The sequence below is a fragment of the Microbacterium sp. LBN7 genome (assembly GCF_045690345.1).
Taxonomy (GTDB): domain Bacteria; phylum Actinomycetota; class Actinomycetes; order Actinomycetales; family Microbacteriaceae; genus Microbacterium.
Window position 1 is genome coordinate 3,379,785 of sequence record NZ_CP147856.1, and the last position, 19,755, is coordinate 3,399,539.

Genomic DNA, 19,755 nt, shown 5'->3' on the forward strand with positions numbered 1-19,755 from the left:
GCTCGTCGCCGTTCGGGCGGACGGAGATCAGATCGCCGCGCCGTCGATCTCTCGCAGCCGGAGCTGCAGTGCGAGGACCAGACGGAGATCGGCATCGTCGATGTCGATGACCTCGGCGATGCGCCGGAGTCGGTGGCGCAGGGTGTTCGGGTGCAGCATCAGGAGCTCTGCGGCGCGCGCGACGTCGTGGTTCGCGCCGATCCAGCGGCTGAGGCTCTTGACGTAGTCGGTGCCGTTGGCCGCATCGTGCGCCAGGAGCGTCCGGAGCGGCTCGCCCGAGACGAGTTCGCTCTGACCGAGGCTCGAGTGGATCTCCATCAGGAGCAGTCCGGGTCCGAGGCGTTCGTGCAGTCCGATCTCGCCGTGTCCCGGCATGTGCGCGACCACGCGCCAGGCCTGAGCAGCCTGTGCGGCGGCGGACGGGATGCCGGTGAGCCCGGGGAGCGTCGCGCTCACGCCGGCGCGCCATCCGCTGCCGATGCTCTCGTTCGCCCTCGCGATCACGGTGGCGATGATCGACTGCAGCACGGCCGTGTCGGCGGATGTGCCGGCGACGGCCATCGCGCGGCCGTCGAAGGCGCCGGCTGCCGCGGGGATGCGATACGCGGACAGTCCGGTGCGGAGCAGGTCGCCGACGTACGACGCTGCCGTGTGCATCGAGACACCGCGGCGAGTGGGACGGTGCTCCGCGATCCGGTCGACGACGATCACGGTCGTGGGTGACGACGGCTCGAGCCCGAAGTGCCCGGCGATGCTCGCGGTCGCCCCTGATCCGCGGATCAGCCAGCCGAGTCGCTCGCTGCGCTGACGCCGATCGGCATCCGCGACGAGGTTGAATCGCGCGAGCTGGGCGGCGGCGCGCTGCGCGGCCTCGGCGAGGACCTCCCCGGCGTCGGCCGAGAGCGGCGTCGATCCCTCGAGCACCCAGATGGTGCCGAGCGCCTCGCCGCGGTCGCGCACGGCGATCGCGAGGCGGGGGAGATCCTCCTCCGTCGGCAGGCTGCGCACCGCGGTCATCGAGCGCAGCACGGCGGCGTACTCCTCGGCGTTGGACGGATGGTCGGGGACCCGGCGTCCGAGGATCCCGTCGCGGCGCAGTCCGTCGACCTCCTGGCCGGGGATCGTCGAATAGGCGAGCACGCGCATGGCGAGATCTTCGATCGTGACGGCCCCACCCGTACGCAGCGCGATGTCGTTCGCGAGTCGGAAGAGGTCGGTCGAGTGACGGCTGTCGGAATCCGAGACCGGTCCGGACATCGTCTTGATCGCATCGACGAGCGTGTACAGCCGTCCCCAGGTGACATCGGGGGACGATTCGAGCACGGCCACCCCGGTGCGCCTCGCCGCCTCACCCCACGCCGAGGCGTCGATCGCGCCGGTGCGCACCACCAGCGCCGCCGCGCCCGTCTCGGCCGCCCAGTCCATCAGCTCCGCGGACGGTCGCCCGGGAGCGAGCACGATCGCATCGCCGGCGTGCGGGTCGGTCGAGTCCGGATCGAGGATCAGCGGATGCCCCGCGCTCCGGTCGCGTCCCTTCGGCAGCGCCAGGGCACGGAGCACGGTGGAGCCGAGGGTGTCGAGAAGGGTGCCCAGCGTCGTGGACGACTCGGCGGCGTGCTCAACGGTCATGATCTCAGGATGCCGTGTCGAGCCCGCGCGGGACGCCGACGAGCGCCGTTCCCTCCGGTTGCCGTACGAATCGCAACCCGTCCACGCCGAAGATCCCGAGCCGCAGATCGTCTCCGTCGCGGCGCACCGACGCCGGACCGACCAGGAACGTTCCATCCGGCCCCGCCTCGACTTCGCCGGCGATGTCGAGGCCGAGGCGGAACCTGCCGTCCGGCTCGATGAGCACGAGCGTGCCGAGCTCCGGGCTGAGATAGGTCCCCGCTGGTGGGGGCGTTGACGCGTCGGGGGCGGCGCAGCGTTCGAACGTCAGATCCCGCCCCGGCCGCATGTGGACCCGAAGCACGAGGCGGTCGCCGTCGATCAGCAGCTGCAGTCCCTCATCCCGGTCCTCGCCGTACCAGCATCCGTCTTCGGCGAGTGTGAAGCGCCCGCTCTGGAACCCCGAGAGGGTGAGCGTCCCGTCGAGACGAGCCTCGGTCCGCATCGATTCGTCCGCGCCCGGCATGATCCACCATCCCGCCGCCGCGCGGGCCGACTCGGTGTCGTGGGCCGGCGCCGGGACAGGTGCTTCCGGGACACTGACCGCGAGCCGCGCGACCGCGTTCGCGATGACGGTGGCCCGCACGGCGGAGTGGTTCGCCAGCACGACGACGCCGAGGTCGTGGTCGGGCAGGTAGCAGAGATGCGAGCGGTAGCCGGCCACGGCGCCGGCGTGGCCGATCGTGCTCTCGCCGCCGAGGTCCGCATGGTAGATGCCGTACGCGTAGGGCCCGGCGCTCCCATCCGGAAAGACGGGGGCGCTGTCGACCAGCGTGTCGCGGATGTCTTCGCCGAGGACGTCTCCGTCGCGCAGGAAGCGGAACCACGGGCCGAGCTCGCTCAGGCTGGTCACGAGACCGCCGTCCCCGACGGCGCATTCCTCGCTGTCGGCACGGAGCACACGGTCATCGATCGATTCGTAGCCGTAGGCGAACCCGGGGAGGACGGCACGGCTGTCCTCGCGAAAGAGCGTGCGGTGCATGCCGAGAGGCCGGAAGATCCGCTCGGCGGCGAACTCGCCGAGGGTGCGCCCGGTGACGCGGTGCACCAGTGATGCCGCGAGAACGTACCCCGTGTTGGAGTAGCGGAACGCCGCGCCAGGGGGGAAGTCGAGCGTCGAGAGGCCGGAGACGAACTCCAATGTCTGATCCTGGGTGATCCGGGTCAGGCTCCGACCGGCGACGGCGGCGAGGGCCAGCCATTCGCGCAGCCCACCGGTGTGCTGCAGGCATTGCGCGATCGTCACGGGGGTCTCGAGGCGCAGCTCGGGCAGGTGCGTGCGGATGTCGTCGTCGAGGCTGACGAGACCGTCTCGGGCCAGGAGCAGGACCGCGGTGGCCGCGAACTGCTTGCTCATCGAGGCGATGTCGAAGCGGGTGTGCTCGTCGATCGGCACGCCGAACTCGACCGAGGCCAGTCCTGCCGTGAACTGGCTCACCAGCACTCCGCCGCGGTAGACGCCCACCGCCAGTCCCGGGCCGGTGGGCGCTGCGTAGCGGGAGACGAGGCGGGCGACGGCGTCGGTGTCCATGACGGAAGTCTGCCGATCCGCCGCGGGGGACGGCTTGTCCTGGCGGGCAAAATGCGTGCCCGGGGTTTGGACTCCGCGACACCGGGTCGCGCGCTCAGAACGGCGCGGGTGCCTCGGGGCCGCTGTCGAACGCCGTGCTCTCGGTGAAGGTGACGGTGTTCTGCGCGGGGGGCTCATCCGTATAGACGCGGCCGGTCGGACTCGTCCACTCGAGAACTCCACCCGCCTTCTGGATCACGTGCCACGGCGAATGGTGCTTCAGCATGTGATGCCGTCGACAGAACGCCGCGAGGTTCTCGTGGGAGGTGGCTCCACCCGCGGCCGCTGCGACGTTGTGATCGACGTCGCATTTTCGCGCGGCCAGACCGCAGGTCGGAAAACGACAGCGCTGGTCTCGGGCTCGAAGATGCCGCCGGAGCTGCTCGCTGGGACGATACCGGTCGACCGAGAGCATCGCGCCGCTGGTCGGATGGGTGAAGACGCGATCCCACCCCGCTGCGGTCGCGGCGAAGAAGCGGGCGGTCCAGGAATCGAGCGGCATCGTGCCGTCCAACTCGGCCGGTGGGGAACACGGGCCCGCCGAGGCGGTCGTTTCGCGGTTCATCAGGGACGATGCGGGCACGGTTACCTCGACCCGCGCGTGGATCGCGCCGAGCAGCCCGTCTTCGGTGTCGTGTGCGGTCGGCGCGCCGGTGAGGACGAGGTCGGCGAGCAGATCGGCACGCAGCTGATCGATCGTGCGTTCGTCGCGGACGCCGTCTGCCTTCTTCGCCGCTCTCGCGTTCTCTTCTTTGAGGGCGTGCGCCATCTGTGAGAGGCGGTCGAACATGCCGTGAACGAGGGTCGCGGGGCCGTGCATGCCCAGCTCGGCCATGCCGTCTTCGCCGTCCTTCACCCAGACGCGCCGCTTCTCGCGGGCGGTGCGATGCCGCTCGGTCACCGTGCGCTTCTGATACTTCTCCGCGAGCCGCCGAGCGATGCGGCGCAAGCGGTTCGGCGACTCGACAGCCGCGACCGCGAGGGCCTCCGCGGCGTAGGCCGCGCGATCCGCCTCGTCGTCGAGATGCGCACCCGCGTCGACGATCACGCGCGAGTGCGCCGCGTTGATCCGCCCCTCACCCTGCGCCTGCCAGACCGACGGGAAGCGGTCCACCAACCAGGAGGCATCGGACATGCGGCGCTCGACCGTGCGGTCGCTCACGCGCTGCACGGCGCCGATCTCGGCGGCGACGGACCGGATCGTCATGTCACCGCCATCGGGGTGGTCCGCCTGCTGCGCGATGTCGACGGCGAGGCGGCCGGCCAGCGCCAGCAACCCGTCGCGTGCGGCCTGCATGCTGCTCAGCGTCGCCTCAGCGGCAGCCAACGACGCGACCAGATCGGCGAGTGTCGCCATCTGAGAGTCCGTCGCATCGACCATCGCTTCCATGACTTCAGTACATCATCGACCGCCGACATTCGAAGATATGTTCGCCGTCGGCCACCTAGTCCCAGATGGGGTCGTCGGGGTCGGGGGAGTCCGTGCCGTCGGCGTCGGTCATGATGCGCGCCTCAGCGATCCATGACGTCAGCCGATCGTCGTGGAGCATGTGCGGTCGCGGCGTGCCGAGAAGATCGGGGTTCGTCACGATGTCCAGTGGCTCATCGCTCGCGAAGACGACGACGTTGCTGAGCGGTCCTTCATCGTCGTCCGGTTCTGCGTCGAGAACGACGGCGACGTGCTCGAACACCGTGCTCAGGGTGGCCGCCTGTCGCCGTGAGTACTCGAAAGGATGCCCATCGAGCAGGTTGACCGCCACGACACCGTCGGTCGCGGAGCGTGCGGCGACCCGGCGGTAGAACTCCTGGCTGGCCACATGGTGTCGGATGACGGCGGCATCCCAGAGATCGACGACGGTGAAGCGCGCATCCACCCAATCGGTGTCGACGGCGGTGGCGCCCGTCGGTGCGGCGCCGAGCGCGGGGGACGGGGATCGCCCCTCGCCGGGGAGCTCCGCGTCTGCGATCGCTCGCGCATCGCCGAAGATGACTCGCAGGTCGGCACCGGCGGGAAGAGGCAGCGCGGCGATCACCGCTGCATAGAGAGCCGGCTCGAACTCGACCACGAGTTGAGGCGACCCGGCACGGGTGGCCTCGACGTAGCGTGCCAGCGTGAGCGCTCCGGCCCCCAGATGCACGGTGAACAACGGCTCGCCCGGCTCGGCCGCGGCATCGATCGCTCGGGCGATGTGCTGGATGTAGGCGTATTCGAGTGCGGTGGGCTCGGTCATCGAGACGACGGACTGCGGAATCCCATCGACGCTGAGCTCGTAGCGACCGGGGCGCCTCTTCGACTGCATCAGCTTCGCCTTGCGATTGTCGAGCGAGAGCGAGAACACCCGGTGTTTCCTTGGCACCCGTCGATCTTAGGCCGGGCGAGACCGGGGACGTTGCGCCCAGCGCACGCGAGTACCCTTGAGAGGACATGGCACATCTTCTCGGGGCCGAAGGCCTCCACCTCGAATATCCGACCAGGGTCGTCTTCGACTCCGTGACCCTCGGCATCGAGGAGGGCGACCGCATCGGCATCGTCGGGCGCAACGGCGACGGCAAGTCGAGCCTCCTCGGCATGCTGGCCGGCACGAAGCAGCCGAGCGCAGGACGCGTCACCGTGCGCGGCGGCATCCGCATCGGCGTCCTCGACCAGGCCGACACGCTCGCCGATGACGTCACGATCAGCCAGGCCGTCGTCGGCGACATGCCGGAGTACGAGTGGGCCGGCGACTCCCGTGTCCGCGACGTCATCGAGGGGCTCCTGAAGGACCTGCCGTGGGATGCCGAGATCGGCTCGCTCAGCGGCGGTCAGCGGCGCCGTGTGTCGCTCGCGAAGCTGCTCGCGGGGGACTGGGACGTCATCGCCCTCGACGAGCCCACCAACCACCTCGATGTCGAGGCGATCACCTGGCTCGCCGGACACCTGAAGAAGCGGTGGACCGCGAACTCCGGCGCACTCATGGTCGTCACCCACGATCGGTGGTTCCTCGACGAGATCTGCACCGAGACGTGGGAGGTGCACGACCGCATCGTCGAGCCGTTCGAGGGTGGATACGCCGCCTACATCCTGCAGCGCGTCGAGCGCGACCGGATGAACGCCACGATCGAGGCGAAGCGCCAGAACCTCGCGCGCAAGGAGCTCGCGTGGCTCCGCCGCGGTGCGCCCGCGCGCACCGCCAAGCCCAAGTTCCGCATCGACGCGGCCAACGAGCTCATCGCCGACGTGCCCGAGATCCGCGACAAGGTCTCCCTGCAGTCGCTCGCCGTCTCCCGGCTCGGCAAAGATGTCGTCGACCTGCTCGACGTCGGGGTGACCTACCCGAAGACGGACGGCGGCACGCGTGTGGTGCTGCGCGATGTCGAGTGGCGCATCGCGCCGGGAGAGCGCACCGGCATCCTCGGCGTCAACGGCGCCGGCAAGTCCACGCTCCTGGGCCTCATCGCGGGCACCGTCGAGCCGACCGTCGGACGCGTCAAGCGCGGCTCGACCGTGATCGTCAAGACGCTCACGCAGCGCCTCGACGAGCTGGAGGACGTGCGCCGCGAGCCGGTCCGCGTCGTGATCTCCCGCCTGCGCACCTCGTACACGCTCGGCTCGGGCTCGAAGGCGCAGGATCTCACGCCCGGTCAGCTGCTCGAGCGGCTCGGGTTCGACTCCGCCCAGCTGTCGACGCCGGTGAAGGATCTCTCCGGCGGGCAGCAGCGCCGGCTGCAGCTCCTCCTGGTGCTCCTCGATCAGCCCAACGTGCTGATCCTCGACGAGCCCACCAACGACCTCGACACCGACATGCTCGCCGCGATCGAGGACCTCCTCGACTCGTGGTCGGGCACTCTCCTCGTCGTGAGCCACGACCGGTACTTCCTGGAGCGCGTCACCGACCAGCAGTACGCGATCCTCGACGGCCACCTCCGTCACCTGCCGGGGGGAGTGGACGAGTACCTGCGGCTGCGACAGCTGCAGGATGCCGCACCGAGCAAGTCGCAGACGGCGACGAACACGGCGAAGAAGGCATCCGCCTTGGACGGCGCAGCCCTCCGCACGGCTCAGAAGGAGATCTCCGCGCTGGAGCGCCGCATCGAGAAGCTCACGCAGCAGATCAACAAGGCGAAGAACGCGCTGGCCGAGCACGACCAGTCCGACTACGCCGGCATCGCCGACAAGATGAAGGCGATCGGCGAGACGCAGGCCGAGATCGAGGAGCTGGAGCTGCGCTGGTTCGAGCTGTCGGAGGAGCTGGCCTGACCGGAGCTGCCGGGAAGCGGTTCATCGCCGCGCGATCACGGCGACGATCGGCCGGTGATCGCTCCCGGCTGCATCCGTGATCACGGATGCCGTGCGCACCTCCCACGCTTCACCGACCAGCACGTGATCGATGGGCGAGGCGAGCCACCCCGGCGCGGACGCCGGCCACGTGCCGACCGCGGAGGCGCCTGTCTCGAGCGCGGCATCCCGGCAGCCGTCGAGCACGCTGCCGAGGTGGTCGACCGTCGCGTTCAGGTCGCCGGCGATGATGACATCCGGGTCGGTGCAGCGATCGGAGACCCAGTCGAGCCCCGCGTCCCAGTCGTCGAACATGCCGGGCAGCGGCGGCAGCGGATGTGCGGCGACGATGCGGGGACCGGTGCCGTCGACGGGCTCCCACACGGCGCTCGGAAGGTTCGGGGTGGAACCCGCGCCCTCGTCGATCCGATAGTCGCCCAGATCGGCCGAGAGCAGGAGAGAGGTGGGGATGTCCGCATCGCCCTCGGGGCCGCGGGTCGTGTCAGCGGTCATGGGCTTGCCGTCGACGGCCACGAGCCGGGCGATCTCCGCCACCGCCGCCTCGTCGGTCTCGGGCAGGCTCACGATGTCGGCATCCGTCTCGATGACGAGCCGGGCGATCGACTGCGGCGTCGCCGCCCCGCCGAGTGTGTTCCACGCGACGACCGTCAGCTCGCCCGAGCCCGAGCCCGAGCTTGCGGTCGCAGCGCCGCCCCTCGCGAGCAGCGCACCGGCGTTGGCCGCCGACGATGCGAGGAGCAGCACCGCCAGCGCCGCGGCGATCGACCAGCGTCGTCGCGCGCGTGCGACGACGGCGAAGACGATCCCCGTGATGAGCAGAGCGATCGCGAGACCCGCGCGGAGGGCGATCAGCTGCGCGATTCCCGGGAGCCGCTCGGCCGCAAGGGCCTGAGGCCACGAGAGCAGCAAGGCGATCGGGGCGCCGAGCAGCGCCGTCAGCACGAAACCGGGTCGCACGCCTCGTCTGCCGGCCGTTCGGTCGGGGAGATCCTGGTCCTGCGCGCTCGCCGTCGTCATCCGTTGCTCCTCGTTCCCGCGGGTGTCCGGCTCAGTCTCGTCGACGAAGGTCGAGAGAACCTGACCGTCGGCGCGTGATGAGGAATATCCTTCTCCCACAGGTGTTGGGAGGTAGTGATGGAAGGCCTCGAAGTAACCGTCCTACTCGGACTCACGATTCTTGTCGGAACCCTGATCGCACCGCGTGTGCGCCTCGCACTGCCCCTCGTCCTCGTCATCTTCGGGCTGCTGCTCGGCTTCGTGCCGCAGCTGCGCGAGGTGCAGCTGCCGCCGGAGACGGTGCTGCTGCTGTTCCTGCCCGTGATCCTGTTCTGGGAGAGTCTGACGACCTCGCTGCGCTCGATCCGCCGCGACTTCCGGTACATCCTGCCGATGAGCACGGTTCTCGTCGTGGCATCCGCTTTTGCCGTCGCCGGCATCGCCGTGCTGTTCGGCATGCCGTGGGAGATCGCGCTGATCCTCGGTGCGGCCGTCGCGCCGCCGGACGCCACGGCCGTCGCCGCCCTCGGACGGCTGCTGCCGCGACGTTCGTTCATGAAGCTGAAGGCGGAGAGCCTCACCAACGACGGCACGGCTCTCGTGCTCTACGCCATCGCGGTGTCGGTCGCGCTCGGCGGGCAGATCACCCCGCTCTCGGTCACCTGGGACGTGCTGGTCTCGTACATCGGCGGCGTCGCGGCCGGAGCCGCCGTCGCAGCTCTCGGCTATCTGCTGCTGAGCCGTACGACGTCGACCATCGTGATCAACGTCACCCTGCTGCTGATCCCGTTCTCGGCGTTCCTCGTCGCGGAGATCGTGCATGCTTCCGGGGTGCTCGCGGTCGTCGTGGCGGGTCTCATCGTCGCCTACATCTCGCCACGCGTGACGACGGCGTCGTCGCGACGGCAGGCGGATGCCGCGTGGCCGTTCGGCGTCTTCCTCCTCAACGGCGCGCTCTTCGTGCTCATCGGTCTCGAGGTCCAGTACGTCGTCCACGAGATCTCGGCTGCGGCGATCGGACGGCTCGTGCTCATCACGCTCTCCGTGTGGGTCACGCTGCTGGTCGTGCGATACCTGTTCCAGCTGATGAACGTCCCGTTCCAACGTCGCCCGGCGACCCCGCTTCCCCGGGGGATGCGGTCGCGGGCGCGTGCGGTCTCCACGGTCGCGGGGATGCGGGGAGCGGTCTCGCTCGCCATCGCCCTCTCCGTGCCCGCCGGGATCAGCGAAGGCGGCGCGGTCGCGGGGCGCGACGAGATCGTCTTCGTCACCGCGGGCGTCATCCTGCTGAGCCTCCTCGTGCAGGCGCCGCTTCTGCCGATGATCGTGCGCTGGGCGAAGTTTCCCGTCGACCATGCCGAGGACGAGGAGTACGAGCTCGCGGAGCGCGCGATCTCCGGTGCGGCACTCGCCGCTCTCGACGACCTCGCGGCCGAGCATGGAGTGGGTCAGGAGGTCCGCGACCGGGTGCGAGCCGAGGGCTACCAGATGCTGGAGTTCGAGAACGCGCGCTCCCTGGCTCGCGAGCAGGCTCTCGTGGACGCCGAGGCGGAGGCGCTCGACGACCTCCTCGACGAGCCCGATCCGCTGGGCATCGGCGGGACGGATGCCGACGATGCGACGCCGCTCGGCGTCGCGGGGACGGATGCCACCGACGGCACGGTGCTGCAGATGATCGCCACCTCGGCCGACGTCGACCTCGCCCAGCGCTCGCCGCTCATCCGCCATGAGGAGCACACGCGGCTCAAGCTCGCCCTCCTCGACCGCAAGCGTGAGGTGCTGCTGGGGCTCCGCGGTGCCGGCACCGTCGACGACATCGTCGTGCGACGGATCTCGGCGCGGCTCGACCTGGAACAGGTGCGCCTGCAGGGCATCGAAGAGTTCGACTGAGCGGCATCCGCTCGCGCTGTGACGTCGTGTGACGGTCGATTCCTCGTGCGCGCACGAGCCTGCCTAACGTATTCGAGTCCCCCCACGAGAGGAACCCCTTCCCATGTCACGTCGCACCACCTCCGTCATCGCCGCGCTCGCCGCGGTCCCGCTCTTCGTCGCGCTCGCCGGCTGCGCCACCGCGTCGTCCGACGCCGGCTCCGACGGCGGTGGATCCACCGAGAACGAGGTCGTCAAGGTCGGCATCGTCGGCAAGGGCGATGCGCAGTGGGAGCCCTTCGTCGAGGCCGCCGCCGAGGAGGGCATCACCGTCGAGCTCGTCGACTTCGGCAGCTACGAGCAGCCGAACCCCGCTCTCACCGAGGGCGAGGTCGACCTCAACCAGTTCCAGCACATCGTGTACCTCGCCGAGTACAACGAGGCGTCGGGCTCGGATCTCACCCCGATCGGCTCGACCGCGATCTACCCCCTGGGTCTGTACTCCACGAAGTACGACGACGTGAAGGACATCCAGAAGGGCGAGACCGTCGCCGTTCCGGACGACGCCTCCAACCAGGCGCGCTCGCTCAATGTCCTCCAGCAGGCGGGTCTCGTCGAGCTCAAGAGCGGCGGCACGCCGTACTCCGACCTCGCCGACGTCGACACCGAGAAGTCCAAGGTGCAGGTCAAGGCCCTCGAAGCCGCACTCACCCCGACCTCGCTCCCGGACGTCGCCGCAGCGATCATCAACAACGACTTCGTGAAGGATGCCGGTCTGACGTTCGAGGACGCGCTGGCCACCGACGACATCGAGGACCCGAACGCGTTGCCGTACGTGAACATCTTCGCCGCGCGCGCCGAAGACGCTGACAACGAGACGTACCTCAAGCTCGTAGAGATCTTCCAGACCGACGAGGCCGTGCAGAAGGGCCTCGCGGAGTCGTCGGGCGGCACGGCCCTGTCGCTGCAGACGCCGGTCAAGGACCTCGTGGACTCGCTGAAGAAGGTCCAGAAGGAAGCTGCAGAGAACAAGTGAGCGCGCGCGGGAGCGATCCCGCCTGATGCGAGAATCGGGTGACGCCGTGTGCGTCACCCGATTCTCATTTCCCGAGAACCAGACCGGAGAAGCACATGCCGATCGTGAGCCTGACCAATGTCTCGAAGGCCTACCCTTCGCGGAACCCCGGAGACGGCGAGATCGTCGCGGTCGACGACGTCACCCTCGAGATCGAGAAGGGCGACGTCTTCGGCATCATCGGATACTCCGGAGCCGGCAAGTCGACGCTCGTGCGCCTGATCAACGCGCTGGAGCCGGCGACCGCCGGCAGCATCCTCGTCGACGGCGTCGACATCACCGCGCTCAAGGAGAGCGAGCTCCGGCGCATCCGCGGCGGCATCGGCATGATCTTCCAGCAGTTCAACCTCTTCTCCTCGCGCAGCGTCAAGGCGAACATCGCCTATCCGCTCTCGCTCGCCGGGTGGAAGAAGGCCGACATCGAGGCCCGAGTCACCGAGCTGCTCTCGTTCGTCGGCCTGTCCGACAAGGCCAAGGCCTATCCGGAGCAGCTCTCCGGTGGCCAGAAGCAGCGCGTCGGCATCGCCCGCGCTCTCGCGACGGGTCCTGCGATCCTCCTCGCCGATGAGGCGACCAGCGCGCTCGACCCGCAGACGACCCACGAGGTGCTCGACCTGCTCCAGCGCGTGAACAAGGAGCAGGGCGTGACGATCGTCGTCATCACGCACGAGATGGACGTCATCCAGACCATCGCCACGAAGGTCGCCGTGATGGAGCGCGGCCGGGTCATCGAGCAGGGTGACGTGTTCGACGTGTTCTCGGCCCCGCAGAACCCGGCATCGCAGCGCTTCGTCGGCACCGTCGTCAAGGGCGTGCCGTCGCCGTCGGAACTCGCGGTGCTTCGCGAGCGTCATCAGGGCCGCATCGTCACCTTCTCATTCCGCGACGGGGACTCGTCGCAGGCGCAGGTGTTCCTCGACCTCGCGAACGCGGGCCTGGACTTCGAGCTCGTGTTCGGCGGCATCAACGACATCCGCGGTCGCGCCTTCGGTCATCTCACGCTCGCGATCCGCGGAGAGAGCGCGGCGATCGACGGCGCGCTGGCGTCGATCGGCGACCGTGTCGAAGTCACCGAGATCGCCGGAGAGGAGGCACGCTGATGGATCGTCTGATCGAACTCGGGCCGGAGTTCTGGCAAGCGGCCCTCGAGACCCTGTACATGACGTCGTTCGCGCTCGTGCTGGGTGGCGTGCTCGGCCTCGTGATCGGCATCATCCTCTACGTGACCAGACCGGGCGGGCTCGTGCAGAACGCGTTCGTCTCGACGATCGCGAACCTCGCCGTCAACTTCTTCCGTCCGATCCCGTTCGTGATCTTCATGGCCGTGGCGCAGCCGTTCGCTCGCGCGGTCGTCGGCGTCGGCATCGGCACCACGGCCGGCGCCTTCATCATCGGTCTCGCCGCGGCCTTCGCGATCGGCCGCATCGTCGAGCAGCACCTGGTCTCGGTCTCGCCCGGTGTCATCGAAGCCGCACGATCGATGGGCGCCGGCCCCTGGCGCATCCTCTTCACGGTCGCGATCCCCGAGTCGCTCGGGCCGCTCATCCTCGGCTACACGTTCATCGTCGTGGCGCTCATCGACATGACCGCGATGGCCGGCCTCATCGGCGGCGGCGGTCTCGGCGCCTTCGCGCAGATCTACGGCTTCCGGCAGTTCGAGCCGGTCGTGATGTGGGCCGCGATCGTGCTGATCGTCGTGTTCGTGCACTTCGTGCAGCTGCTCGGCACGAAGCTCGCGCGCCGGATCATGCGCCGCTAGGCCTCCTTCTCGATCGGGTCACGAGTCGTACCGGCGGATGGCGAGGTCGGTCCCACGGGAGGATGCGCGATGCGTGCTCTCCGAGAAGGATCGAGTCCATGAGGATCAGCGCGGCAGCAGAGATGACCGAGGTATCGACCCGGGTGCTCGCCGGGAACGGCAGCGGCGTCTACGACGCCATGATGGACGGCACCGGACGACTCCTCGACCTGATCGAGCGCGATCACAGCGACCAGGCCCACGTGCTGTGGAGCGCCTACGTGCTGTGGTCCGAGATCTGCGATCGTTGGGAGACCTCGGACGGACCGGATGCCGTGGCCACCGTCGCAGCCGCGGCGCGGGAGACATCGATCGCGTGGCTCGCGATCGACTCGACCACGGAGCGTGAGGTGGATGCCTTCTTCCGCGAGCGATTCCCTGCGGGCGGTGCGTGACCGGCTTCGCTTTCAGGCGGACGTGGGGCTTTCCTGCAGCGTTCGCCGGGTGGTGAAGACGCGGTCCTCGCCGCTCAGCGGATCGACGAACCGCAGCTCGCGCGCAAGCAGCTGCAGCGGTCGCGCGTAGTCGTCGGGTCCGTCCTCCAGCAGCTCGGGATAGAACCGGTCGTTCAGAATGCCGAGGCCGACGGCCGCGAGATGCACGCGCAGCTGATGCATCTTGCCGCTGTGCGGGCGCAGCAGCGTGTGCACGACCCGGTCGTCGGCGTCGATCACCTCGATGAGAGTCTCGGCATTCGGTTCGCGCGCGTCGTCGACCTCGACGCGCACCTGGGCGCGGAGCTTCTCGATGTGGTTGCGATAGACCAACGGGAAGCGGGTCGCGTCCCACCCAGCCGGACGCGCCGACACCGCCTCGTAGACCTTCTGCACCTGCCGCTTCTCGAACAGCAGCTGGTAGGCGCCGCGCGTGGCCGGGCGCACCGCGAACATCAGCAGTCCTGCCGTCGCACGGTCCAGGCGGTGGATCGGCGCGAGGTCGGGATTCCCGAGGCGGTTGCGCAGCCGCACCAGGGCGGAGTTCTGGAGGAACTTCCCGCCCGGAGTCGTCGGCAGGAAGTGCGGCTTGTCGACCACGACGAGGTGATCGTCCTGGTGCAGGATCTCCTCGGTGAACGGGATCGTCTGCTCCGCCGGGGGCTCGCGGTAGTACCAGACGAACTCCTCGGAGCCGAGAGGGGCGTCGCGCGCCACCGCCGACCCGTCGCTCGCCACGATGTCGCCCTTGTCGAAGCGCTGCAGCAGCACGTCGGGATCGAGGTGGAAGAAGCGCTCCACCATATAGGCCGACACGGTCGGCCAGGGTCCGCGCAGCGGCACATGGAGCCGTGTCGCGCCCACGCCGTCGCGCATGGGGAGAGGAGAGGGCATGCCCATCAGTCGGAGGCCCTCCCGCGTCGGAGCGCCTTCATGAGTCGAAGCTGAGGCTCAGCTTGCGCAGCAGACCGGCCAGGCGTTCGCGGTCGCTCCGCGAGAGCGCCTGCAGGAGATCGGCCTCGACGTCGACGAGACGCGTGATCGCGGCATCCACTCTCGTGCGGCCGTCTTCGGTGAGAGTGACGAGCACGCTCCGGCCATCACCGGGATCGGCCTCCCGGCGCACCAGTCGACGGGCGACGAGTCGGTCGATGCGGTTCGTCATGGTGCCGCTCGACACCAGCGTCTGCTGCAGGAGCTGCTTGGGGGAGAGCTGGAACGGAGCGCCCGCGCGACGCAGCGCCGAGAGCACGTCCCACTCCCACGGCTCGAGGTCGCTGCGGCGGAACACGTCACGGCGGGCGCGGTCGAGGTGCCGAGAAAGGCGGTCCATCCGCGACAGCACCTCGAGAGGGGAGAAGTCGAGGTCGGGGCGCTGCGTGTTCCACGCACCGACGATCCGATCGACCTCATCCTCTTCGCTCATCCGCTCATTATCCCGTGCGAACCTCCGGTGCGGATGCCGCCGGCAGGGCGAGCGTCATGAACGTGCTGAGCGGATCGGGGCGGTAGCGGCCGAACGGCGGGCACTCGACGAAGCCGGCACGGGCGTAGAGCGCGCGGGCGGGGACGAAGAACTCCATGCTGCCGGTCTCCAGCGAGATCCGGCGGATGCCGCGTGCCGCCGCATCCGCGAGCAGGAAGACGAGCATCGCGCGGCCCAGGCCCTGACCGCGCCGGGTGGGGTCCGTGCGCATCGACTTGAGCTCCTCGTGCCCGTCCTCGAGCGCGGCGAGCGCTCCGGTGGCGATCGGCCGGCCGTCGTCGAAGGAGGCGAACAGGCGCACGCCGGGGACCAGGAGGCGGTCGAAGGGCAGCGCATGCCGGCTCTCGGCCGGAGCCGTGTCCTCCATGTCGGCGTGGTGCGATTCGAGGAAGGCGGCGAGAGCCGGGGTCGCGGTCTCGACCCGCGCGATGACGATGCTCATCCCGTCAGCATCCCAAAGGCGTGTTTCGCTTGGATGACGGGGTGCACGTCAGCGGAGGATGAGCCGGGACATGGCAGACTTGACAGGCGGCGTCCTCGCGGGCGGCGCGGTCCGCCGTGGTGTAATGGCAGCACGACAGCCTTTGGAGCTGTGAGGTCTAGGTTCGAGTCCTGGCGGCGGAGCATGACAGGTAACCTCGCGATCATCATCCTCGCCGCAGGCCAGGGCACGCGCATGAAGTCACGCCTCCCCAAGGTGCTGCATCCCATCGGCGGCCGCCCGCTGGTCGGACACGTGCTGACCACGGCGGCGCGGCTCGAGGCGCAGCACATCGAGGTCGTCGTGCGTCATGAGCGCGACCAGGTGGTCGCGGCCCTCACCGCCGACTACCCCGACGCCGTCTTCATCGACCAGGACGACGTCCCCGGCACCGGCCGCGCCGTGCAGGTCGCGATCGACGCCCTGCCCGGCGACTTCGACGGCGACGTGCTCGTGCTCTCCGGCGACGTGCCTCTGCTCGAGGTCGAGACCCTGCGCGGACTCATCGACGGGCACCGTGCCGCCGCCGCGGCAGCCACGCTGCTCAGCGCGCGTCTCGACGACCCCACCGGCTACGGTCGTGTGATCCGCGACGACGCGGGCACCGTGCAGCGCATCGTCGAGCAGAAGGACGCGACGGCCGACGAGGCAGCCGTGACCGAGATCAACGCCGGCGTCTACGTCTTCCGGGCACCCGAGCTGCGCACCTACCTCGCGCAGGTCGGCCAGGACAACGCCCAGGGCGAGATGTACCTCACCACCGTGATCGAGCTGCTCCGCGCCGCCGATCAGCGCGTCGCGGCCGAGATCGCCGCCGATACGGCCTCGACCTTCGGCATCAACGACCGCATCCAGCTCGCCGAAGCGGGCCGCGTGCTCAACGACCGGATCGTGCGCCGCTGGCAGCGCGAAGGCGTCACCGTGATCGACCCGGCGACCACCTGGATCGACGACGACGCGAACCTCTCGTCCGATGTCACGATCCTCCCGAACACCCACATCCTGCGCGCCACCGCCATCGCCCCCGGCGCGATCATCGGTCCGGACACCACGCTCGTCGACTGCGAGGTGGGGGAGAACGCGATCGTCCGCCGCACCGATGCCACGCTCGCCGTGATCGGAGCCGAAGCCACGGTCGGGCCGTTCTCGTTCCTGCGTCCCGGCACGGTGCTCGGCGCCAAGGGAAAGATCGGCGCGTACGTCGAGACCAAGAACGCCGAGATCGGCGAGGGCAGCAAGGTGCCGCACCTCTCCTATGTGGGCGACGCGACGATCGGGCGCGGGGTCAACCTCGGCGCGAGCACGATCACCGCCAACTACGACGACGTGAACAAGCACCGCACCGAGATCGGCGACGAGGTGCACACCGGGTCTCACACCGTGCTCGTCGCGCCCGTTAGGCTGGGAGCAGGTGCGAAGACCGCCGCAGGCGCCGTCGTCCGCAAGGATGTCCCCGCCGGCGCGCTGGCCATGAGCGTCGCCCCTCAGCGCAACATCGAGGGATGGGTCGAGAAGAACAGAGCAGGCACGGGTGCGGCGGATGCTGCATCCCGCGAGAATTCGGCGGAATAGGCGGACATGGCGCGCAAGAAGAAGATCGTCGATCTGGATCGCGACAACGGCGTGGCCCCCGGCCTCGTCGCGAAGACCAAGAAGCGCCTGGTCATCGCCGGCGGGCGTTCGCATCCGGCGCTGACCGCGGCCGTCGCGGAGGCGCTCGGCACCGAGATCGCGCCGACGGAGCACCGCACGTTCGCGTCCGGCGAGATCTACGCCCGCTTCGAGGTGTCGATCCGCGGCTGCGACCTCTTCCTCTTCCAGACGTTCGGCGAGCCGGTCAACGAGTGGCTCATGGAGACGCTCATCATGATCGACGCCGCCAAGCGCGCGTCGGCCAAGCGCATCACGGTCGTCGCGCCCTACTATCCGTATTCGCGCCAGGACAAGAAGGGCCGCGGTCGCGAGCCGATCAGCGCCCGACTCGTCGCCGACCTGCTCAAGACCGCCGGCGCCGACCGCGTGATGAGCGTCGACCTGCACGCCGCGCAGATCCAGGGCTTCTTCGACGGTCCCGTCGACCACCTGTTCGCGAAGCCGGTGCTGCTCGATCACTTCGAGCGCACGCTCAGCCCCGAGGACCGCGAGATCCTCACGGTGGTGTCGCCGGACATGGGCCGCGTGCGCGTGGCCGACACCTGGTCGGACAGCCTCGGCGCCCCGCTGGCCATCATCCACAAGCGCCGCGACCCGAAGGTGGCGAACCAGGTCTCCGTGCACGAGATCGTCGGAACCGTCGACGGACGCACCTGCCTGCTGGTCGACGACATGATCGACACCGGCGGCACGATCGTCAAGGCGGCGCAGGCCCTGAAGGCGGCCGGTGCGCACCGCGTCATCGTCGCGGCCACGCACGCGATCTTCAGCGACCCGGCGCACGAGCGTCTGCAGGATGCCTCGATCGACGAGGTCGTCGTCACCGACACGATCCCGCTCACCGAGTCGCGCCGCTGGGACCGGCTGACGATCCTGCCGATCGCCCCGCTGCTCGCCCGCGCGGTGCACGAGGTCTTCGAGGACGGCTCGGTCACGAGCATGTTCGGCGGCGACGCATAACACATCGGATCGGCACAGCCCGCGCATAGCCGGAGTGCCTACGGTCGATTCAGCGGCATACAGTCGCCAGACACCGAGCCGGGAGGACCAGCATGATCCGCACGACCGTACCGACCTCTGTCCACAAGGGAGCCGCCCTCATCGGCGTCGCAGGACTCCTCGTCCTCGCCGGCTGCTCCAGCACCCCTGAAGCCACCGAACCGTCGAACAGCGCTGACACCGGCACCGACAGCGGGTCGACCGCAGCGCCCAGCGGCGGCGACACCGCAGGCGCCTACACCGACGGCACCTACACCGCCGAGGGCTCGTACCAGACGCCCGAGACGGTCGAGAAGATCTCCGTGACGCTGACGCTCACCGACGGCGTCGTGTCCGACGTCGAGGTGACGGGTGATCCGCAGGCCCCGGAGACCGAGCAGTACCAGGGCCAGTTCATCGACGGCATCGCCGAGGTCGTCGAGGGCAAGTCCATCGACGAGCTGGACGTCAGCCGCGTCGCCGGTTCCTCGCTCACCAGCGGCGGCTTCAACGACGCCGTCGAGTCGATCAAGGAGCAGGCGGCCGCCTAGGCGCCGGCGGCCTCGTCATGGCGACCTGGCGCTTCGACGCGATCGGCACCCGCTGGGAGATCGAGACGGCGGCCGACCTCGACGAGAGCGATCGCGCGGCCGTCACCGACGAGATCGCGCGCTTCGATCGCGAGTGGTCGCGGTTCCGCACCGACTCCGACGTCGCCCGACTCGGTCGGGAGGGCGGCACGCTCGTGTCGGCCGACGCCGGGGTGATGCTCGACGCGTACCGCGACCTCTCCGCCGCGACCGATGGCGCGGTGAACCCCCTCGTGGCGGACAGCCTCGCCGCCCTCGGGTACGACGCGGAGTACTCGCTCGTCGCGGGGGAGCCGGTACGCGCCCCCGCGACCTGGGACGAGCGCGTGTCGTGGACGGATGCCGCCGCGACGGCATCCGCTCCGTCGCTGATCGACGTGGGCGCGCTCGGCAAGGGGCGACTGGTGGACCTGATCATGGCCGTCCTCGCGGACGCGCCGGGCGACCTCGTGGTCGACGCCGGAGGTGACATGCGCGTGCGGGGCGGCGCCGTCCGCGTCGGGCTCGAGCATCCCTACGACCCGACCAAGGCCATCGGCGTCGTCGAGGTGCGGGACCAGGCGCTGTGCGCATCCGCCGTCAACCGACGAGCCTGGGGCGACGGCCTGCATCACGTGCTCGACGCGCGCACCGGCATCCCCGTCCGCACCTGGGCCGCGACCTGGGCCCTCGCACCCGACGCGATGAGAGCGGATGCTGTCGCGACCGCGCTCTTCTTCGACGGCGGCCCCGCACTCGCCGAACGCTGGGGCGTCGAATGGGTGCGGATGACGACCGACGGCCGGGTCCAGCGGTCGCCGGGATGCCCGGCGGAGATCTTCGTCGCCGGGGGCGGGCACGGAGTGCGCCCCGCACATCAGAACTAGGGAAGAGTGGAACAC

18 protein-coding genes and 1 tRNA gene are annotated in these 19,755 nt (G+C 69.5%); 11 read left to right on the forward strand and 8 right to left on the reverse strand.

The window, feature by feature from the left end; all coding sequences use genetic code 11:
- Positions 1-27 precede the first annotated feature (27 nt).
- The 4 genes from LBN7_RS16365 to LBN7_RS16380 form a co-directional block, all read right to left on the reverse strand.
- Positions 28-1,629 (reverse strand): PucR family transcriptional regulator, encoded by a 1,602-nt coding sequence (locus LBN7_RS16365; RefSeq protein ID WP_407360255.1) that lies wholly within the window; start codon positions 1,627-1,629, stop codon positions 28-30.
- Between the two features lie 4 nt (positions 1,630-1,633).
- Positions 1,634-3,199: a serine hydrolase domain-containing protein gene (locus tag LBN7_RS16370; RefSeq protein ID WP_407360256.1), complete on the reverse strand. Its 1,566-nt coding sequence runs from the start codon at positions 3,197-3,199 to the stop codon at positions 1,634-1,636.
- A 94-nt stretch (positions 3,200-3,293) separates the two neighbouring features.
- Entirely contained in the window at positions 3,294-4,595 is a 1,302-nt protein-coding gene (locus LBN7_RS16375; protein WP_407360257.1) for a DUF222 domain-containing protein, read from the reverse strand.
- Positions 4,596-4,683: 88 nt separating this feature from the next.
- Positions 4,684-5,595, reverse strand: coding sequence for a spermidine synthase (locus LBN7_RS16380; RefSeq protein ID WP_407360258.1), 912 nt, complete (start codon positions 5,593-5,595; stop codon positions 4,684-4,686).
- Positions 5,596-5,663: 68 nt separating this feature from the next.
- Here LBN7_RS16380 and LBN7_RS16385 point away from each other — a divergent pair, with 68 nt between their 5' ends.
- Positions 5,664-7,475 carry an ABC-F family ATP-binding cassette domain-containing protein gene (locus LBN7_RS16385; RefSeq protein ID WP_407360259.1) on the forward strand — a complete coding sequence of 604 codons (1,812 nt, stop codon included), beginning with the start codon at positions 5,664-5,666 and terminating at the stop codon, positions 7,473-7,475.
- Between the two features lie 21 nt (positions 7,476-7,496).
- Here the strand turns inward: LBN7_RS16385 and LBN7_RS16390 are convergent, their stop codons facing one another.
- Positions 7,497-8,531: an endonuclease/exonuclease/phosphatase family protein gene (locus tag LBN7_RS16390; protein ID WP_407360260.1), complete on the reverse strand. Its 1,035-nt coding sequence runs from the start codon at positions 8,529-8,531 to the stop codon at positions 7,497-7,499.
- 117 nt (positions 8,532-8,648) lie between these two features.
- Here LBN7_RS16390 and LBN7_RS16395 point away from each other — a divergent pair, with 117 nt between their 5' ends.
- The 5 genes from LBN7_RS16395 (at position 8,649) to LBN7_RS16415 (ending at position 13,647) form a co-directional block, all read left to right on the forward strand.
- Complete coding sequence (locus tag LBN7_RS16395) at positions 8,649-10,400, forward strand: Na+/H+ antiporter (protein ID WP_341945014.1); 1,752 nt, start codon at positions 8,649-8,651, stop codon at positions 10,398-10,400.
- A gap of 103 nt (positions 10,401-10,503) precedes the next feature.
- Positions 10,504-11,415 carry a MetQ/NlpA family ABC transporter substrate-binding protein gene (locus LBN7_RS16400; protein WP_116636446.1) on the forward strand — a complete coding sequence of 304 codons (912 nt, stop codon included), beginning with the start codon at positions 10,504-10,506 and terminating at the stop codon, positions 11,413-11,415.
- A gap of 95 nt (positions 11,416-11,510) precedes the next feature.
- Positions 11,511-12,554 carry a methionine ABC transporter ATP-binding protein gene (locus LBN7_RS16405; RefSeq protein WP_407360261.1) on the forward strand — a complete coding sequence of 348 codons (1,044 nt, stop codon included), beginning with the start codon at positions 11,511-11,513 and terminating at the stop codon, positions 12,552-12,554.
- Positions 12,554-13,213 carry an ABC transporter permease subunit gene (locus tag LBN7_RS16410; RefSeq protein WP_341945015.1) on the forward strand — a complete coding sequence of 220 codons (660 nt, stop codon included), beginning with the start codon at positions 12,554-12,556 and terminating at the stop codon, positions 13,211-13,213. Before LBN7_RS16405 ends, LBN7_RS16410 begins: the two co-directional genes overlap by 1 nt.
- Positions 13,214-13,311: 98 nt before the next feature.
- Positions 13,312-13,647 carry a hypothetical protein gene (locus tag LBN7_RS16415; RefSeq protein ID WP_407360262.1) on the forward strand — a complete coding sequence of 112 codons (336 nt, stop codon included), beginning with the start codon at positions 13,312-13,314 and terminating at the stop codon, positions 13,645-13,647.
- Between the two features lie 12 nt (positions 13,648-13,659).
- Here the strand turns inward: LBN7_RS16415 and LBN7_RS16420 are convergent, their stop codons facing one another.
- From LBN7_RS16420 to LBN7_RS16430, 3 genes are read right to left on the reverse strand one after another with little or no spacing between them, the layout of a single operon-like run.
- Positions 13,660-14,580, reverse strand: a complete 921-nt coding sequence (locus LBN7_RS16420; RefSeq protein WP_407360263.1) for a pseudouridine synthase — start codon at positions 14,578-14,580, stop codon at positions 13,660-13,662.
- Positions 14,581-14,617: 37 nt separating this feature from the next.
- A complete protein-coding gene (locus LBN7_RS16425) occupies positions 14,618-15,112 on the reverse strand; it encodes a MarR family winged helix-turn-helix transcriptional regulator (protein ID WP_116636441.1) in 495 nt (164 codons plus the stop codon).
- 7 nt (positions 15,113-15,119) lie between these two features.
- The gene (locus LBN7_RS16430) at positions 15,120-15,614 is read right to left on the reverse strand and encodes a GNAT family N-acetyltransferase (protein ID WP_407360264.1); all 495 of its coding nucleotides are present in this window, start codon (positions 15,612-15,614) and stop codon (positions 15,120-15,122) included.
- 110 nt (positions 15,615-15,724) lie between these two features.
- Between LBN7_RS16430 and LBN7_RS16435 the strand changes: the two genes are divergently transcribed.
- The 5 genes from LBN7_RS16435 to LBN7_RS16455 all read left to right on the forward strand — a co-directional run bounded on the left by LBN7_RS16435 (position 15,725) and on the right by LBN7_RS16455 (position 19,740).
- Positions 15,725-15,796: transfer RNA gene (locus LBN7_RS16435), tRNA-Gln, on the forward strand.
- 1 nt (position 15,797) lies between these two features.
- Positions 15,798-17,225 (forward strand): bifunctional UDP-N-acetylglucosamine diphosphorylase/glucosamine-1-phosphate N-acetyltransferase GlmU, encoded by a 1,428-nt coding sequence (gene glmU, locus LBN7_RS16440; protein WP_407360265.1) that lies wholly within the window; start codon positions 15,798-15,800, stop codon positions 17,223-17,225.
- Positions 17,226-17,231: 6 nt separating this feature from the next.
- Positions 17,232-18,266: a ribose-phosphate diphosphokinase gene (locus LBN7_RS16445; protein ID WP_116636438.1), complete on the forward strand. Its 1,035-nt coding sequence runs from the start codon at positions 17,232-17,234 to the stop codon at positions 18,264-18,266.
- 92 nt (positions 18,267-18,358) lie between these two features.
- Positions 18,359-18,835, forward strand: a complete 477-nt coding sequence (locus LBN7_RS16450; protein ID WP_116636437.1) for an FMN-binding protein — start codon at positions 18,359-18,361, stop codon at positions 18,833-18,835.
- Between the two features lie 17 nt (positions 18,836-18,852).
- Positions 18,853-19,740 (forward strand): FAD:protein FMN transferase, encoded by an 888-nt coding sequence (locus LBN7_RS16455; RefSeq protein WP_407360266.1) that lies wholly within the window; start codon positions 18,853-18,855, stop codon positions 19,738-19,740.
- Positions 19,741-19,755: the final 15 nt, after the last annotated feature.

What these genes read in the sequence shown, in the direction of transcription:
- LBN7_RS16365 (WP_407360255.1), bottom strand. Translation starts at nt 1,629, where the DNA reads ATGACCGTTGAGCACGCCGCCGAGTCGTCCACGACGCTGGGCACCCTT.
- LBN7_RS16370 (WP_407360256.1), bottom strand. Translation starts at nt 3,199, where the DNA reads ATGGACACCGACGCCGTCGCCCGCCTCGTCTCCCGCTACGCAGCGCCC.
- LBN7_RS16375 (WP_407360257.1), bottom strand. Translation starts at nt 4,595, where the DNA reads ATGGCGACACTCGCCGATCTGGTCGCGTCGTTGGCTGCCGCTGAGGCG.
- LBN7_RS16385 (WP_407360259.1), top strand. Translation starts at nt 5,664, where the DNA reads ATGGCACATCTTCTCGGGGCCGAAGGCCTCCACCTCGAATATCCGACC.
- LBN7_RS16390 (WP_407360260.1), bottom strand. Translation starts at nt 8,531, where the DNA reads ATGACGACGGCGAGCGCGCAGGACCAGGATCTCCCCGACCGAACGGCC.
- LBN7_RS16395 (WP_341945014.1), top strand. Translation starts at nt 8,649, where the DNA reads ATGGAAGGCCTCGAAGTAACCGTCCTACTCGGACTCACGATTCTTGTC.
- LBN7_RS16400 (WP_116636446.1), top strand. Translation starts at nt 10,504, where the DNA reads ATGTCACGTCGCACCACCTCCGTCATCGCCGCGCTCGCCGCGGTCCCG.
- LBN7_RS16405 (WP_407360261.1), top strand. Translation starts at nt 11,511, where the DNA reads ATGCCGATCGTGAGCCTGACCAATGTCTCGAAGGCCTACCCTTCGCGG.
- LBN7_RS16410 (WP_341945015.1), top strand. Translation starts at nt 12,554, where the DNA reads ATGGATCGTCTGATCGAACTCGGGCCGGAGTTCTGGCAAGCGGCCCTC.
- LBN7_RS16415 (WP_407360262.1), top strand. Translation starts at nt 13,312, where the DNA reads ATGAGGATCAGCGCGGCAGCAGAGATGACCGAGGTATCGACCCGGGTG.
- LBN7_RS16420 (WP_407360263.1), bottom strand. Translation starts at nt 14,580, where the DNA reads ATGCCCTCTCCTCTCCCCATGCGCGACGGCGTGGGCGCGACACGGCTC.
- LBN7_RS16425 (WP_116636441.1), bottom strand. Translation starts at nt 15,112, where the DNA reads ATGAGCGAAGAGGATGAGGTCGATCGGATCGTCGGTGCGTGGAACACG.
- LBN7_RS16430 (WP_407360264.1), bottom strand. Translation starts at nt 15,614, where the DNA reads ATGAGCATCGTCATCGCGCGGGTCGAGACCGCGACCCCGGCTCTCGCC.
- glmU (WP_407360265.1), top strand. Translation starts at nt 15,798, where the DNA reads ATGACAGGTAACCTCGCGATCATCATCCTCGCCGCAGGCCAGGGCACG.
- LBN7_RS16445 (WP_116636438.1), top strand. Translation starts at nt 17,232, where the DNA reads ATGGCGCGCAAGAAGAAGATCGTCGATCTGGATCGCGACAACGGCGTG.
- LBN7_RS16450 (WP_116636437.1), top strand. Translation starts at nt 18,359, where the DNA reads ATGATCCGCACGACCGTACCGACCTCTGTCCACAAGGGAGCCGCCCTC.
- LBN7_RS16455 (WP_407360266.1), top strand. Translation starts at nt 18,853, where the DNA reads ATGGCGACCTGGCGCTTCGACGCGATCGGCACCCGCTGGGAGATCGAG.